General features: G+C 71.6%; 15 protein-coding genes and 1 tRNA gene. 15 read left to right on the forward strand and 1 reads right to left on the reverse strand.

What is annotated here, in order from left to right; translation table 11 throughout:
- Positions 1 to 686 precede the first annotated feature (686 nt).
- The 12 genes from EDF47_RS16805 to EDF47_RS16860 all read left to right on the forward strand — a co-directional run bounded on the left by EDF47_RS16805 (position 687) and on the right by EDF47_RS16860 (position 10,516).
- Positions 687 to 1,583, forward strand: a complete 897-nt coding sequence (locus EDF47_RS16805) for an ATPase, T2SS/T4P/T4SS family (RefSeq protein ID WP_243698062.1) — start codon at positions 687 to 689, stop codon at positions 1,581 to 1,583.
- 59 nt (positions 1,584 to 1,642) lie between these two features.
- Positions 1,643 to 2,443 (forward strand): type II secretion system F family protein, encoded by an 801-nt coding sequence (locus EDF47_RS16810; RefSeq protein WP_165932353.1) that lies wholly within the window; start codon positions 1,643 to 1,645, stop codon positions 2,441 to 2,443.
- Between the two features lie 84 nt (positions 2,444 to 2,527).
- Positions 2,528 to 2,740, forward strand: a complete 213-nt coding sequence (locus EDF47_RS16815) for a DUF4244 domain-containing protein (protein ID WP_123292154.1) — start codon at positions 2,528 to 2,530, stop codon at positions 2,738 to 2,740.
- The gene (locus EDF47_RS16820) at positions 2,724 to 3,086 is read left to right on the forward strand and encodes a TadE family type IV pilus minor pilin (RefSeq protein WP_131879217.1); all 363 of its coding nucleotides are present in this window, start codon (positions 2,724 to 2,726) and stop codon (positions 3,084 to 3,086) included. The genes EDF47_RS16815 and EDF47_RS16820 overlap by 17 nt, the downstream gene beginning before the upstream one ends.
- A 16-nt stretch (positions 3,087 to 3,102) precedes the next feature.
- Positions 3,103 to 3,552: a hypothetical protein gene (locus tag EDF47_RS20090; RefSeq protein ID WP_207913235.1), complete on the forward strand. Its 450-nt coding sequence runs from the start codon at positions 3,103 to 3,105 to the stop codon at positions 3,550 to 3,552.
- Positions 3,528 to 6,335: a type I DNA topoisomerase gene (gene topA, locus EDF47_RS16830; protein ID WP_133938433.1), complete on the forward strand. Its 2,808-nt coding sequence runs from the start codon at positions 3,528 to 3,530 to the stop codon at positions 6,333 to 6,335. The genes EDF47_RS20090 and topA overlap by 25 nt, the downstream gene beginning before the upstream one ends.
- Positions 6,332 to 6,967 carry a dTMP kinase gene (tmk, locus tag EDF47_RS16835; RefSeq protein WP_133938432.1) on the forward strand — a complete coding sequence of 212 codons (636 nt, stop codon included), beginning with the start codon at positions 6,332 to 6,334 and terminating at the stop codon, positions 6,965 to 6,967. Before topA ends, tmk begins: the two co-directional genes overlap by 4 nt.
- A gap of 61 nt (positions 6,968 to 7,028) precedes the next feature.
- On the forward strand, positions 7,029 to 8,171 hold the full coding sequence (locus tag EDF47_RS16840) for a DNA polymerase III subunit delta' (RefSeq protein ID WP_123292158.1): 1,143 nt from the start codon (positions 7,029 to 7,031) through the stop codon (positions 8,169 to 8,171).
- Positions 8,172 to 8,219: 48 nt separating this feature from the next.
- Positions 8,220 to 8,855: a TetR family transcriptional regulator gene (locus tag EDF47_RS16845; protein ID WP_111084208.1), complete on the forward strand. Its 636-nt coding sequence runs from the start codon at positions 8,220 to 8,222 to the stop codon at positions 8,853 to 8,855.
- 46 nt (positions 8,856 to 8,901) lie between these two features.
- Positions 8,902 to 8,974, forward strand: a tRNA-Thr gene (locus tag EDF47_RS16850).
- Between the two features lie 196 nt (positions 8,975 to 9,170).
- Positions 9,171 to 9,974 carry a glycoside hydrolase family 16 protein gene (locus EDF47_RS16855; RefSeq protein WP_131921716.1) on the forward strand — a complete coding sequence of 268 codons (804 nt, stop codon included), beginning with the start codon at positions 9,171 to 9,173 and terminating at the stop codon, positions 9,972 to 9,974.
- 101 nt (positions 9,975 to 10,075) lie between these two features.
- A complete protein-coding gene (locus EDF47_RS16860) occupies positions 10,076 to 10,516 on the forward strand; it encodes a BLUF domain-containing protein (protein WP_123938665.1) in 441 nt (146 codons plus the stop codon).
- Positions 10,517 to 10,519: 3 nt separating this feature from the next.
- Here EDF47_RS16860 and EDF47_RS16865 read toward each other — a convergent pair whose 3' ends face one another.
- Positions 10,520 to 12,199, reverse strand: coding sequence for an HAD family acid phosphatase (locus EDF47_RS16865; protein ID WP_131921715.1), 1,680 nt, complete (start codon positions 12,197 to 12,199; stop codon positions 10,520 to 10,522).
- Between the two features lie 129 nt (positions 12,200 to 12,328).
- Here EDF47_RS16865 and EDF47_RS16870 point away from each other — a divergent pair, with 129 nt between their 5' ends.
- The 3 genes from EDF47_RS16870 to EDF47_RS16880 all read left to right on the forward strand — a co-directional run bounded on the left by EDF47_RS16870 (position 12,329) and on the right by EDF47_RS16880 (position 15,550).
- Complete coding sequence (locus EDF47_RS16870) at positions 12,329 to 13,324, forward strand: Gfo/Idh/MocA family oxidoreductase (protein ID WP_131879205.1); 996 nt, start codon at positions 12,329 to 12,331, stop codon at positions 13,322 to 13,324.
- Between the two features lie 73 nt (positions 13,325 to 13,397).
- Positions 13,398 to 14,906 carry a D-alanyl-D-alanine carboxypeptidase/D-alanyl-D-alanine-endopeptidase gene (dacB, locus tag EDF47_RS16875; protein ID WP_131879203.1) on the forward strand — a complete coding sequence of 503 codons (1,509 nt, stop codon included), beginning with the start codon at positions 13,398 to 13,400 and terminating at the stop codon, positions 14,904 to 14,906.
- A 23-nt stretch (positions 14,907 to 14,929) separates the two neighbouring features.
- Positions 14,930 to 15,550, forward strand: a complete 621-nt coding sequence (locus tag EDF47_RS16880; protein WP_131845653.1) for an isochorismatase family protein — start codon at positions 14,930 to 14,932, stop codon at positions 15,548 to 15,550.
- Positions 15,551 to 15,555: the final 5 nt, after the last annotated feature.

Genomic DNA, 15,555 nt, shown 5'->3' on the forward strand with positions numbered 1-15,555 from the left:
CACCGGTGTGTCCTGGTCGCGGCGGCACGCCCGGCGGTCGGGTCGGGGGTTGCCCCGAGGGGCGGATCGTGGGGTACAGTAGTTCCTGCTGGACTCGTTTCCGGCGGCATCGAATCGGATTCCCCCCAATCCTTCGATGTCCAGGCGGCACCAGTTCCCCCCAACCGGTGCCGCCTCTTCTTTTGTCCGGGGTCCGGCTCGAGCGATCAGCGCTCGCCGGCCGCCGGTGATCGGCGGCGATCCGCACGGGCACGCCGGTCGAGTGGACAGACCGGTACATGCTCACGCATGGAACGTTTGACGGGCTCGTAGCAATTGCTACTCCGTCCCGGTGCCCGTGAGCGAGGGGACCTACTCGTGTGGTCTGTCGTCGCGCTGCGTCGGGCGCTCCTCGCCGAGTGGGGTACGGCTTTCTGTTTCGGGGGACAAATCGGTCCGTTGGTGCCTTCGGCCACTACCCCTCCACAGGCTGGTTGTGGCACCGGATGCCGAAAACGGCTCTCCTCCTACGCTCTGGCGTCATGCACCGTCACCGTGCCACGCCGTTCCTGCCCGGGGCCGGGCCTGTTCCGCCCAGGGCCGGACCGTTTCTGCCCGGGGCCGGGCCTGTTCCGCCCGGGGCTGCCGCTGCCGCTCTTCGGCGCAAACCGCACGGTGTCGTCGAGTTCGAGGAACTCGCCGGCCTCGTGACGGACGCCGGGGTCACCGACGTCCTGGTCGTCGGCGGCGTCGGCACCTGGACCGACCGTGGCGGCGGACTCGAAGCCGCCGCGCCGCGTCTGAGCGAGGCGCGCACCCGGGAGCTCGCCACGCGGCTGGTGGCACTCGGCGGACGCCACGTCGACGAGACCACTCCGTGCGCCGACGTCCGGCACGGCGACGGGATCCGGGTGCACGTCGTGCTCGCCCCGGTCTCGGTCGGTGGCACAGCGATCTCGATCCGGCTCCCACACCCAGCCCGGCCGACCCTCGCCGCGCTCGACCGCGCCGGCACCTTCGAGCACGTGCCGCGCTCCGTCGTCGAGGCCGCCGTGCACCAGCGCCGCAACGTCCTGGTCACCGGTGCCACCGGCAGCGGCAAGACCACCCTGCTCGCCGCGATGCTCGGCGCCGTCCCGGCCGGCGAGCGGATCGTCACGGTCGAGGACGTCGCCGAGCTGCGCATCGCCCATCCGCACGTGGTCGCACTCGAGGCGCGGCAGGCGAACGCCGAGGGCGTCGGCGCGCTCGGCCTCGACCGGCTCGTGCGTGAGGCCCTGCGGATGCGCCCGGACCGGATCGTCGTGGGGGAGTGCCGGGGCGCCGAGGTCCGCGAGCTCATGTCCGCGCTGAACACGGGCCACGATGGTGGCGCCGGCACCGTGCACGCGAACGGTGTTGCGGACGTCGCCGCTCGGCTCGAGGCGCTCGGCGCCCTCGCCGGGCTCGGCGTCGAGGCGCTCGCCCGACAAGCGGTCAGCGCGTTCGACCTGGTGCTCCACGTCGAGCGTCGGACAGGCGGACGACGGCTCGCTGCGGTGGGCGCGTTCCACGTCGGGGCGGACGGGAGGCTCGGGGTGCGCCCGGTGGACGGGGCACCGTGAGCAGGGGGTCGCTCCTGGGACGTCGGGTCCGGCGTCCCGTGCCGTTCGACCCGGCGCGCGTGGCCGGCACCCTGGACCGGGTCGCGACGCTCGTCGCCGCCGGGGTCCCGCCGCCGCGGGCCTGGGAGCTCGTCGGCAGGCTCCCCGCAGGGACCGCTCCCGCCTCCGCGGACATCGCCGTCGTCCTGCGGGTCGCGGACCGGACCGGCGCCCCCGTCGCGGAGACGCTCGGGGCCCTCGCCGGAGCGCTCCGCCGATCGGCAGCGTCGGACCGGGCGATCCGGGTCGCCCTCGCCGGCCCGCGCACCAGCGCCCGCGTCGTCCTGGCGCTGCCGTTGTTCGGCCTCGGACTCGGGGCCGCGTGGGGGTCCGGAGCGGTGCAGGTCCTCACGAGCTCGCCGCTCGGCTGGGTCTGCTCGGCGCTCGCGGCCGTGCTCGTCCTGTCCGGGCGTGCCTGGACCGCGCGGCTCGTCCGGTCGGCGACGCCGGACGGACGCGTGCCCGGGGTCGTCCTCGACGCCTGGGCGGTGGCCGTCTCGGGCGGTGGTTCGTGGATCGCCGCCGGCGAGGCGGTCCGTCGTGCCGCCGACGGGATCGTCCCGCCGGCTGCCGACGTGGCTCGCCTGCGCGAGGTCCTCGACCTGGCCGTGCGAGCGGGCGTGCCCGCGGCGGGACTGCTGCGCCGCGCCGCGGAGGACGTCCGTGACGACGCTGCTGCCGCCGGCCTCGCCGCAGCCGAGCGCCTGGCCGTCCGACTGGTGCTGCCGCTCGGTGTCTGCGTCCTGCCCGCGTTCGTGCTCGTCGGGGTGGTCCCCGTCGTGGTCGGCGTCCTCTCCTCCACCGTCGTCGGTGCGCGATGACCTCTCCACAGATGCCGCTCGAGGCCCCGATCGTGCGGTGGCCACGCGCCACGCTGGGATCACCGCAACAGAAGGGACGAACAAATGAGCACCACCCCGAACCGAATCCGTCGCACCAGCCGTGTCGTCGACCGGCTCCGCGCCGTCGCGCAGGACGACCAGGGGTCCGCGACGGCCGAGTACGCGGTCGTCATCCTCGCCGCCGTGGCGTTCGCCGGCGTGCTCGTCGCCGTCATGCGCTCGGGCGAGGTGCAGACCATCCTCACCGAGCTCGTCCGCGGTGCCCTCTCGCTGTGACCATGCGCGGCGCCCCGACCGGGACTCCGACCGGGGCTCGGTCACGGTCGAGTTCGCGGTCGTGCTGCCCACCATTGCACTCGTCCTCACCCTGCTCGTCGCGGCCGTGCTGGTCGTCGACGGACAAGGACGCCTGCAGTCGGCCGCCGCGGCGGCTGCGCGGGGCGTCGGGCGCGGGGACGACGCCGTCGGACTCGCCGCCGCCGAGCGGATCGCGCCGGGATCCTCCGTCACGATCCGGCGCACCGACGACCTCGTGTGCGTCGACGCCACGCGCGGCGGCACCGGTCCGTTCTCGGCGCTGCCGCTCCGGGCGACGGCGTGTGCTGCGGCCGGGGGACGCTGACCCCGAGCGCGGTTCGGTGACCGTGCTCGTCGCCGCCGTCCTCGGCGTCGGGGTGCTCGTCGCGTCGTCAGCGCTCGCCGCCGCCGGACACCGCACGCAGGCGGTCCGAGCCGGGGACGCCGCCGACGCCGCCGCGACCTCGGCCGCCGCGACGTCCGTCGGACTCCTCACGGGGTCGCCGTGCACCGTCGCCGAGCGGGTCGCACGGGCGAACGGCTCGGCCCTCGTGGCCTGCGACCTCGCCGCCGCGACCGCCCGGGTGCGGGTGGTCGTCGGCTCCGGACCGTTCGCCGTCGGCGCATCCGCGGTCGCCGGTCCGGCGGACGACCACCCCGACCACGGTGTGTATGGTGTGCCTGTCGGCCACCGGTCACCGATGTCCCGGGCGACCCGGACACGTTCGTGTCCAGGGCCGACCAGCACCACGGATCAAGGAGACACGTGCCAGGCACGAAGAAGCTCGTGATCGTCGAGAGCCCCGCGAAGGCGAAGACGATCGCGCAATACCTCGGTGACGGATACGAAGTCCAGGCCTCGGTCGGACACATCCGCGACCTCGTCGAGCCCAAGAACCTGCCGGCCGAGCTCAAGAAGGGCTCCCTCGGCAAGTTCTCGGTGGACGTCGACAACGGCTTCGAGCCGTACTACGTCGTGTCCGACGCCAAGAAGAAGACGGTCGCCGAACTCAAGCGTGCGCTCAAGGATGCCGACGAGCTCTACCTCGCAACAGATGAAGACCGCGAGGGTGAAGCGATCGCCTGGCACCTGCTCCAGGTCCTCAAGCCGAAGGTCCCCGTCAAGCGGATGGTCTTCCACGAGATCACGAAGGAGGCGATCCAGCGTGCGCAGGAGGCCACCCGTGAGCTCGACACCGCCCTCGTCGACGCGCAGGAGACCCGCCGCATCCTCGACCGCCTCTACGGGTACGAGGTCTCGCCGGTCCTGTGGCGCAAGGTCGCTCCCGGCCTCTCCGCCGGTCGTGTGCAGTCCGCCGCGACCCGGCTCGTGGTCGACCGCGAACGCGAGCGGCTCGCCTTCGTCTCGGCCAACTACTGGGACCTCTCCGCTCGGTTCGAGAAGACGGGGGAGTCCCCCTTCTCGGCGCGACTCGCCCGGATCCAGGGCACCCGCGTCGCCTCGGGGCGCGACTTCGACGACCGCGGTGCGCTCAGCGGTGACGTCGTACGTCTCGACGAGGCCGCAGCCGCCTCGCTCACCACCGTGCTCGAGCGCGCCGGGGACGCCACCGTCCGCAGCGTCGACTCGAAGCCGTACACCCGCCGTCCGGCGGCACCGTTCACCACGTCGACCCTGCAGCAGGAGGCAGCGCGCAAGCTGCGCCTGTCGCCGCGGCAGACGGCGCGTGCGGCGCAGACGCTGTACGAGAACGGGTACATCACCTACATCCGTACCGACTCGGTCTCGCTCTCGAAGCAGGCGATCGACGCGGCCCGCAAGCAGGCGGCCGACCTGTACGGTGCCGCGACCGTGCCGGACAAGCCCCGTCTGTACGCGAGCAAGAGCAAGAACGCGCAAGAGGCGCACGAGGCGATCCGTCCCTCGGGCGACTCCTTCCGTACCCCGCAGGAGCTCCAGGGCACGCTCACCGGTGTCGAGTGGCGGCTCTACGACCTCATCTGGAAGCGCACCGTCGCCTCCCAGATGGCGGACGCCAAGGGGTCGACCGCATCGATCGTGCTCGGTATCTCGTCGACCGAGTCGGTCGAGGGCATCACGTCGACCGCGAACGGCACGGACGCCGAGTTCACCGCGTCCGGCACCGTCATCACCTTCCGCGGGTTCCTCAGCGCCTACGAAGAAGGCCGCGACGAGGACCGCCACGAGTCGAGCGAGCGTGCCGGTCAGGACGTCGCACTGCCCGACGTCAAGCAGGGCGAGCACCTCGAGGTGCACGACGTGCTGGCGAAGGGGCACGACACCACGCCCCCGCCGCGCTTCACCGAGGCCAGCCTCATCAAGACGCTGGAAGAGCTCGGGATCGGGCGTCCGTCGACCTACCCGACGATCAGCCCGACGATCATCGACCGCGGCTACGTCTCCCTGCGCGGCACCCAGCTCGTGCCGAACTGGATCGCGTTCAGCGTGGTCCGGTTGCTCGAGGAGTACTTCGGCGAACTGGTGGAGTACGACTTCACCGCCGAGATGGAAGAGGACCTCGACCGGATCGCCCGCGGCGACGCCGACCGGGTCGACTGGCTCAAGGGCTTCTACTTCGGTGGTGGCGACGACGACCAGCGCGGCCTGCGGACCGTCATCGACAACCTCGGCGAGATCGACGCGCGTGAGATCAACTCGGTCGAGCTCGCACCGGGCCTCACCCTGCGGATCGGTCGTTACGGCCCCTACATCGAGGTGCCGAGCGACGACCCGGAGAAGCCGCGTCGCGTCAACGTCCCCGAGGACCTGGCACCCGACGAGCTGACCGTCGAGAAGGCCAAGGAACTCGTCGACGCCCCCGTCATCGGCGACCGCGTCGTGGGCATCAACCCGGACACGGGCAAGGAGGTCCTGGCGAAGGACGGCCGCTTCGGCCCCTACGTCACGGAGCGCAGCCCGGAGCCCGAGCCCACCGTCGACCCGAAGACCGGCGAGGTCGTCGACGCCGCGGCCGCCGCCCCGGAGCCCGCAGCAGCCGAGGCCCCCGCCGAGACGACGACCGGCAAGAAGGCCCCGGCGAAGAAGGCCCCGGCGAAGAAGACGACGAAGAAGGCCGCGGCGCCCAAGGAACGGACCGCCTCGCTCTTCAAGTCGATGGACCCGGCGACCGTCGACCTCGAGACCGCGCTGAAGCTCCTCGACCTGCCCCGCGTCGTCGGACAGGACCCGGAGACCGGCAACGACATCACCGCGCAGAACGGTCGCTACGGCCCGTACCTGAAGAAGGGGACGGACACCCGGACGCTCCCGGGCGAGGACGCGATCTTCGACATCGACCTCCCCGGTGCGCTCGAGATCTTCTCGCAGCCGAAGTACGGCGGGAACCGTGCCGCGAGCTCCGCGCTGAAGGAGTTCGAGGCGGACCCCGTGTCCGGCAAGCCGATCAAGATGAAGGACGGCCGCTTCGGCCCCTACGTCACCGACGGCGAGACGAACGCGACGATCCCGAAGGGCGAGGACGTCGAGGCCGTCGACCACGCCCGTGCGGTCCAGCTCATCGCGGACAAGCGCGCCAAGGGTCCGGTCAAGAAGAAGACGCCTGCCCGACGGGCGCCGGCGAAGAAGAAGTGACCGGACGGTTCATCACGCTCGAGGGCGGCGACGGCGCGGGCAAGACGACCCAGGCCGAGCTGCTCTCGGCGTGGCTCGTCGAGCACGGCCGCACCGTCCTGCGCACCCGCGAGCCCGGCGGCACCGACCTGGGCCTCAGGATCCGCGAGATCGTGCTGCACGAGCGCGGGCACGTGTCGCCCCGGGCCGAGGCGCTGTTGTACGCGGCAGACCGCGCGCACCACGTCGAGACGGTCGTGCGTCCCGCGATCGCCCGCGACGAGGTCGTGCTGCAGGACCGCTACATCGACTCGTCGGTCGCCTACCAGGGCGTCGCGCGCGGCCTCGGCGCCGAACACATCCGCTCGGTGTCGGAGTGGGCGGCGGACGGCCTGGCGCCGGACCTGACGATCCTGCTCGACCTCGACGTGACGGTCGGACGCGCCCGGGTCGCCGCGGCCCGTGGCGACACGTTCGACCGCCTGGAGTCCGAGGCCGAGGCGTTCCACGAGTCGGTGCGACGGGCCTTCCTGGACATGGCGGCGGCCGAGCCCGACCGCTTCCTGGTGGTCGACGCCGGCGGATCCACCGAGGACGTGCAGCGTGCCGTCCGTGCCGCGGTCGCCCCGCTCGTCGCGATCGACCCGGCATGACCGTGGTCGCCCGCATGGTGGTGGTAGCACGCATGACGGTGGTCGCTGACAGGATGGTCCCGTGAGCGTGTGGGACGGCCTGACCGGTCAGGAAGAAGCAGTCGCCTCCCTCCGGAACGCCGCGGAGTCGACCGACGGCACCGGCGGCATGACGCACTCGTGGTTGATCACGGGGCCGCCCGGGTCCGGCCGGTCGAACGTGGCGACGGCGTTCGCCGCGGCCCTCGTGGGCAACGGTCCCGACGACGACCACACCCTGCAGCAGATCACCGCGAAGACCCATCCCGACGTGTCGGTGCTCACGACGCAGCGCGTGATCATCACGATCGACGAGATCCGGCAGCTCGTGACCTCGTCGTACTACTCGCCCTCGGTCGGGCGGTACCGCATCGTCATCATCGAGGACGCCGACCGCATGACGGAACGCACCTCGAACCTGCTGCTCAAGGCGCTCGAAGAACCTCCGGAGCGCACCGTCTGGATCCTCTGCGCCCCGAGTGAAGCCGACCTGCTGCCCACCATCCGGTCGCGCGTCCGCTCCGTACGCCTCCGGGTCCCCGGCATCGAGTCCGTCGCCGACCTGCTCGTCGCCCGCACCGGCATCGACCGCGCCCTCGCGATGGACGCAGCACGGCAGGCGCAGAGCCACATCGGCATGGCGCAGCGCCTGGCGACGAGCGAGGACGCCCGCGATCGTCGCCGCCGCACCCTGACGACCGTGCTCGGCGTCCGGAGCGTCGGCGACGCCGTGATGGCCGCCGCCGACCTGCTCGCCGTCGCCGACGAAGACGCCAAGGCGATCACGCAGCAGCGCGACTCCGAAGAACGCGACGCCGCACTGCGATCGCTCGGCATCGAACCCGGCGGGACGATCCCGCCGGCCCTCCGCTCGCAGCTCCGGCTGCTCGAGGACGACCAGAAGCGCCGTGCGACCCGCAGCCTGCGCGACGGTCTCGACCGCATCCTGGTCGACGTGTCCTCGCTGTACCGCGACCTGCTCCTGCTCGGTCTCGGTGCCCCGGCGGAACCCGTCAACCTGGCGATGCGTGATCACCTCGACCAGGCCCTGCAGTCGGTCACGCCGGCCGCGGCGCTCGAGGTGCTCGACGCGATCGCCCTCGCCCGGCAGCGGATCGCCGCGAACGTGGCGGCGTTGCTCGCGCTCGAGGCGCTGCTCGTCACGATCGCCCGCGTCCGCCACTGACCGTGACGGACTCTCCCCGCGACGAGTGGGGCATGGGACAATCACGGCATGCCCGACGCTGAACCCGGCCTGCGCGAACGGAAACGCCGCGCCACCCGCCGCGCCATCCAGGCGGCCGCGCTCCGCATCGCGATCGAGGACGGCCTCGGTGCGGTCACCGTGGACGAGATCTCGCGTCGGGCCGACGTCTCACCGCGCACGTTCTTCAACTACTTCCCGAGCAAGGAACAGGCGATCCTCGGGGACGACCCGGAGCTGCCCGATGACGCCGCGCTGCAGGAGTTCGTCGACGGGGGACCGGACGGCGACCTGCTGTCGGACCTCGGCGCACTGCTCGTCCACTCGACGCAGGAGCTCATCGAGGAACGCGGACTCATCGAGGAGCGGCAGCAGGTGCTCCGGGCGAACCCCGAACTCTTCAGCCGTCGCATGGAGTCGATGAAGGAGTTCCAGGCCGAGATCCAGGCGGCGGTCGCCCGGCGGCTCGAACGCGAGGACCCCGAACTCGCCGCGGACCCCGATGCGCTCCGTCGTCGGGCGCGCCTGGCGTCGATCGTGGCGCTCGGTGCGCTCCGGCACGCGTGGTGGGAGTGGTCCGGGTCCGAGGCCGGTTCGCACCTGGTCGACGAGCTCCGCAGGTCCTTCGCCGAGCTCGGCGTGCTCGTTTCGCGTTCACTCGTCTGAACCTGTATAGTCATTGATCGTGCCGCTCCGGGTTCGGAGCGCGCGCGCCGCCTTAGCTCAGTCGGTAGAGCGATTCACTCGTAATGAATAGGTCGTCGGTTCGATTCCGACAGGCGGCTCAGAACACGTCCCCGGTCACGGATCTGCAACAGGTCCTGACCGGGGATTTCTGCATCTGCGGGAAACCGCACCCCTTGGCTCCGGACCAGACAGCGGGGGAGGGCGCGGGTTAGCCTCGTCAGGACGCGGGGATCCCCGCGACCGACCACCCTGCACCGCCCCGTACCCCCTCGGCGGACGACCGACGGAGGCACCGTGTTCAAGCGTGCGACGACCGTCGTCCTGGTGGCTGCTGCGGCGGCTGCGCTGGCCATCACGGCAGCCGCGGTACCGGAGTCACGGGCGACGTCATCGGCGGCCCCGGCCGGCGGATCGAGCAGCAGCGCGAGCCCGACCCCGCACCCGACCACGGTGGCCACCGATCCGACCATCGGGCGGACGCCGACCTTCTCGGTGGACTTCGACACGCCGGCTGCGGCGAACGGCCCGTTCGCGGCGACGTACGCGCAGTCGTGGCAGCCGTACCCGGACGGCACCGGCGGCAAGTACTACTCGAGCAAGATGGTCAGCGCGCACGACGGGTACATGGACATCGCCCTCGACGGCGAGCACGGTTCGGCCGGAACGTTCGGCACGCCCGAGGACGCCTGGTCGCACGTCGGGGGGTCGTTCAGCGTCCGCGCCCGTGCCACCGGCGGCGACAAGAACGGCGCAGCGATCATGCTCTGGCCGACGTCGAACGACTGGGCGGACGGCGAACTCAACTACCCGGAGGGCAACTTCGACGGTTCGCCGCGGGTGTTCCACCACTCGATGCTGCCCGGGGACGAAAAGGCGTCGGACAACTACAACACCCGGGTGTCCTGGCGGGACTGGCACACCTACACGACGGAGTGGATCCCCGGGCGGGCGATCCACTACTACCTCGACGGCAAGCTCGTCTTCACGGTCGCGCGGAACGTCCCGACGACCCCGCACCGCTACATGGTGCAGGTCGGCGACTGGGGCAAGGCCGGCCACCTGCAGATCGACTGGGTCCGCACCTACGACGCGCAGTGACGCCGGGCCGCGCCGGCCCGCTCCCCGTTCTGGGGCTGCGCCGGACCTCCATCGTGCGGGACGATCGAACAGAAGCCGTGTTCTCCGTTCGGAAGGTCGTCATGCTCCTGTCACTCGTCTACATGAGCGCCGCCGACGAACCCTTCGACCAGCCCCGCCTCGACGCGCTCCTCGAACACGCCAGGGCCCGGAACGCCGCATCGGGCCTGTCCGGCCTGCTCGTGTACAAGGACGGCCGCTTCATGCAGCTGCTCGAGGGTCCTGAGGCCGCGGTCCTCGAGACGTACCAGCGCATCACCGAGGACCCCCGGCACACCGACGTCGGGCTGCTCGTCGAGGAGCGGATCCACACGCCGCGGTTCGGCGAGTGGACGATGGCGTTCGACCGCGACCACGAGACCGCGCTCCCCGATGGCTTCGACACGTTCCTGTCCGACGGCGACCGGAGTGCGGACACCAGCAAGGCGCGAGCGTTGCTGCGCTGGTTCCGCACCCACCCGATGGCCGCGCCCGACGCCGCACTCGGCAAGCACCGGCGCTGAGGGTCAGGGCAGGTAGTACGTCGGGTTCGGCAGCTTGACGCTGCGGTCCGCCGAGCCCCCGAGCAGGTCGCTGTACTGGTCGCCGAAGTTCGCGACCACGTCGTAGCGGCCGCCCGATCGTGACTCGATGTGCGCCCGAGTCTGCGACTTGTACTCGACGGTGGTGCACTTCGCCGTGGCGCAGGTGATGTACGACGGCTGCTGCGACGCCCCGACCCCGGTCCACTTCGTGTAGTACGTCTCGGTGCCGTGCTTCGTCGCCGAGAACTGCGGGGAGCCGACGCGCTGCAGGTTGTCGATGGTGGCGGTCTCCTGATCGGCGTTCCGGCCGGTCAGCCCGATGACCGTGCAGCCGGAACGCTGTGCGATCGACACGAGCGAGGTCATCGACGGGGTCGCGGGGAACCGTTCGTCCTGCACCCACTCGTCCTGCAGTGCAGGGTCGAACACGAAGTGCATGTCCGCGACCTCCATGTCGTAGGTCCAGAGCGTGGTGTCGTCGGCGTCGAGCACGATCGCGGGGTTGCGGTGCAGCTTGCGGCCGACGGCGCACTGGGCGGCGACGACGGGGGCCTGCCGCCGGACGAGGGACCGCATCTCGCGGATGTACGGGGAGTCGGTGCGGTTCGCGAGTCCGGTGCCGGGGTCGCCGTAGTAGGTGGCGATGGTCTTCTTGACGGAGTCGATGTTCGGGATGCCCTCACCGGACTGGGTCGCACCGGAGGAGCCGTCGGCAGCCATCGTGAACTGTGTGCGGGGCGCGAGCCGGGGCTCGGAGACGCCGGGCAGGTCGGCCGAGGGGAGGGAGTAGGTGGGGTTCGGCAGCTTGAGGGACCGGTCGGCGTACCCGCCCTGCAGGTCGCTCCACTGGTCGCCGATGTTCAGCGTGATGTCGTAGCCGAGGTCCTGCTCGATGTGCTTGCGGGTCAGCGCCTTGTACTCGACGGTCGTGCAGCTCGCGGCGGCGCAGGTCACGTACGACGGCTGCTGCGAGGCGCCCTTGCCGGTCCACTTCGTGAAGAAGCGGTCCTCGGTGAAGGCGGTGTAGCCGACCTTCGACAGGTTCTGCACGGTCGCGGTCTTCTGGTCGTCGTTCCGGCCGGTCAGTCCGAACACGGTGAAGCCCATCGCGGCGGCGCGGTTGACGAAGCCGACCATGGACGGGGTGGCGGCGAAGCGCTCGTCCTGCACCCACTCGTCCTGCCGTGCGGGATCGAAGACGAAGTGCATGTCCGCGACCTCCATGTCGTACGTCCACAGGGTGGTGTCGTCGGCGTCGAGGACGATCGCGGGCTTCTCGCCGTGCCGGACGGCATGGTCGTGGATGCGCTGCAGCGACGCTCCCTGGCGGGCGACGATCGATCGCATCTCGCGGATGTAGGGGGAGTCGGTCCGGTTCGCCAGGCCCGTGCCGGGGTCGCCGTAGTAGGTGGCGATGGTCTTCTTGACGGAGTCGATGTTCGGGATGCCCTCGCCGCCCTGCGTCGCACCGGACGTGCCGTCGGCAGCCATCGTGAAGTGCGTCCGCGGCGTCAGGCCGGCGTCGGCGGAGTGCCCCGGCGAGTGTCCCGGTCCGTGTCCTGGGTCGCCCCACCCGTGTGCGTTGGCCGGACCGCCGACGAGGGTGGACGTGAGGACGATCGCGGCGCTGGTGGCGACGACGGAGAGGACGGAACGGCGCATGGAGGACCTGCACACCTTCGACTCGGGGAGGAGTGACCCCCGGATGGGGGATCGTGGAGCACGTTAGCTGGCAATCACCAGTGGAGTCCATACCAAAGTGCTGCGGCCAGTCCTGGTAGACATGGCCGCATGACGGTTCGCTGGGGAGTCATCGGCACGGGCGGCATCGCCCGGTCCTTCGTGGGCGACTGCGTCGCCGCGGGCATCGAGTTCACGGCGGTCGGCAGCCGCACCCGCGACGGTGCCGAGGCGTTCGCGGCGGAGTTCGGCATCCCACGGGCGCACGGCTCCTACGAGGACCTCGTCGCCGACGACACGGTCGACGCCGTGTACGTCGCGACCCCGCACGTCCGGCACGCCGAGGACGCCCTGCTCGCGATCCGCGCCGGCAAGCACGTCCTCGTCGAGAAGGCCTTCACGATGACGGCGGCCGAGGCGCGGACCGTGGTCAATGCTGCCCGTCGAGCGGGCGTCGCGGTGACCGAGGCGATGTGGACCCGGTTCCTGCCGCAGATGGCGATGATCCGCGAGGTCCTGGCCGAGGGGCGCATCGGCCGGCCGGTGCTCGTCGAGGCGACGCACCACCAGGCCCTGCCCATCGACCCGTCGCACCGGCTGCGCGATCCCGCCCTCGGCGGTGGAGCCCTGCTGGACCTGGGCGTGTACCCGGTGTCCTTCGCCGTCGACGTGCTGGGGGTGCCCACCTCGCTCGTCGCGGCCGGCACGCTGAGCGAGCAGGGTGTCGACACGCAGATGGGCATCGTCCTGACGCACGACGGCGGTGCACAGTCGGTGATCCACTTCGGGATGGACGTGCGCAGCCCGAACACGGCCTCGGTGATCGGCGAGTCGGGGCGCATCGACGTCGACTCGACCTGGTACACCCCGACGACGTGGCGGATCCGGGACCGCGACGGCGTCGTGGTCGAGGAGTTCGACGCGCGCGAGGAGCTCGCCGGCTACGGCCACGAGGCGCGCGCGTTCGAGGCGATGGTCACGTCCGGCGTGCACGAGGGCGGTCCGATGGACGCCGAACAGTCGGTCGCGATCATGGCCGTCATGGACGAAGCCCGCCGCCAGGTCGGCGTGCGCTACCCCGCGGACGACGCCTCCACAGCGCCCTGATCCGGGTCGCGTCGTCCACATCGGGACGATCCGGCCTGGAGGCTGCTGCCGCAGTTCCGTAGGATCGGTCGCGATGTCCGAGCAGCAGCCCACCCCGCCTTCCGTACCGGAGCGTGTCCGCGCCGCCGTCGCGGCCGCGCGCGCCTCCGCCGTGCGCCGCCCGGTGCCCTGGATCGCCGGTGGCCTCGCGGCCCTGCTCGTGGTCGGTTCGGGCGGGGCCGTCGCGGTCGCGGCGGCGATGACACCGGACACGGGCACGGCGGCCGCGCCGGCGACCACGTCGAGCGCGACCTCGACACCGAGCCGGTCGACCGCCACCACGAAGCGACCGACGAGCACGCCGACACCGACCCCGGACGCCCGCGCCGTGCCGAAGGACCCGGCCGGCCCTTCCGCCCTGCGCACCTGCTCGATCGCGGGCGCCGCGTCGGCGAGCGGTCTCGGCGCGTTCGAGGGGTACGTGATGGACGCGAAGACGGGCGAGGTCCTGTTCTCGAAGGACGGCGACAAGGCTGCCCAGACCGGCAGCGTCATGAAGACCCTGACGACGGCGACGGCGCTCGCGGTGCTCGGCGGCGACCACCGCATCCCGACCACGGTCACGCAGGAGTCCGGCGGGACCATCGCGCTGGTCGGGCACGGTGATGCCACCCTGTCCGCCGGCAACGGCACGGTCTACCCGGGGGCCCCGACGCTCGCGCAGCTCGCCCAGCAGGTCAAGGCGAAGGTCGGCGACACCCCCGTCACCACGATCGTGACCGACGACACGTACTGGAGCGACGCCGACGCGTGGGACCCCACGTGGCCGGTGTCCGAGCGCACCATCGGGTACCAGCCGAAGGTGACGGCGCTCATGGTCGACGGTGACCGGGCGAACCCGGCCGCGGCGACCTCGCCCCGGTCCGAGGACCCGGTCGGCCGTGCAGGTGCCGCGTTCCGGACGGCACTCGCGAGCGCCGGGGTCGCCGGGGCGGGGTCGGCACAGATCGTCAAGCGCGCCACGACCAGCACGGACACCATCGCGACGGTGTCGTCGCAGCCGGTGTCGACACTGATCGGGCAGATGATCCCGAACTCGGACAACACCCTCGCCGAGATGCTCGCCCGGGTGTCGTCGAAGGAGTCCGGCTCGAACGGGTCGGCGGCGTCGCTGACCTCGGTGTACCAGTCGGCGCTCGGCTCCTACGGCGTCGACCCGGCCGGCATCGTCATCAAGGACGGCTCGGGCGAGAGCGCCGCGAACGCGGTGTCGCCGAACTTCGTCGCCCACCTCATGGTGCAGGTCGCCGCCGGTGCGAAGGGCCTCGGTACCCTCGCGAACGCCCTGCCCGTGTCGGGGCAGTCCGGCACGCTGGCCAGCCGCTTCACCGGCGCGAACGCCGTCGCCCGCGGCAAGGTGCACGCGAAGACCGGGTGGATCGACAGCGCGAACACCCTCGGCGGGTACATCGACGCCGCGGACGGATCGCGCCTGACCTTCGCGTTCTACGCCATCGGGTCGTCGCGTGCGGCCGCGCTGCCGGCGCTCGACGCGGTGACCGCGGCGGCCTACTCGTGCGGGAACAAGCTCACCGACTCCTGAGTCACCGGGTGTTGGATGGGCCCATGGCACGGGCTCTCCTCATCGTCGACGTCCAGAACGACTTCACCGAGGGCGGTGCGCTCGGTGTCACCGGGGGCGCGGCCCTCGCGGAACGGATCAGCGCGTTCCTCGGCCGGCACGCCGAGGAGTACGACCTGATCGTCGGCTCCCGCGACTGGCACCACGGCGACGACGACAACGGCGGACACTTCGCCGGACCCGAGGGTCCCGACTTCGTCGACACGTGGCCCGTGCACTGCGTGGCCGGCACACCCGGCGCCGAGTACCACCCGGAGCTCGACACCGAGCCGATCGACGTCGACGTCTTCAAGGGCCAGGGCACGCCGGACTACTCGGCGTTCCAGGCGCGGACCGAGTCGGGCGTGCCGTTGCCGGAGATCCTGACCGAGCACCGGGTTCACTCCGTCGACATCGTCGGCATCGCCACCGACCACTGCGTCCGGGCCTCGGCCCTCGACGCCCGCGCCGCCGGCATCGACGTCGCGGTCTACGAGGACCTGGTCGCCGGCGTCGACGACGAGCGCAGCGCCCGCGCGCTCGACGACATCCGAGCGGCCGGTGGGCACGTCGACCGCAGCGACATGGACGAAGGGCTCGCGAACCCCGGAGGAGCACAGTTGTGACCGAG

The sequence above is a fragment of the Curtobacterium sp. PhB190 genome (assembly GCF_004365385.1).
Lineage (GTDB): Bacteria > Actinomycetota > Actinomycetes > Actinomycetales > Microbacteriaceae > Curtobacterium.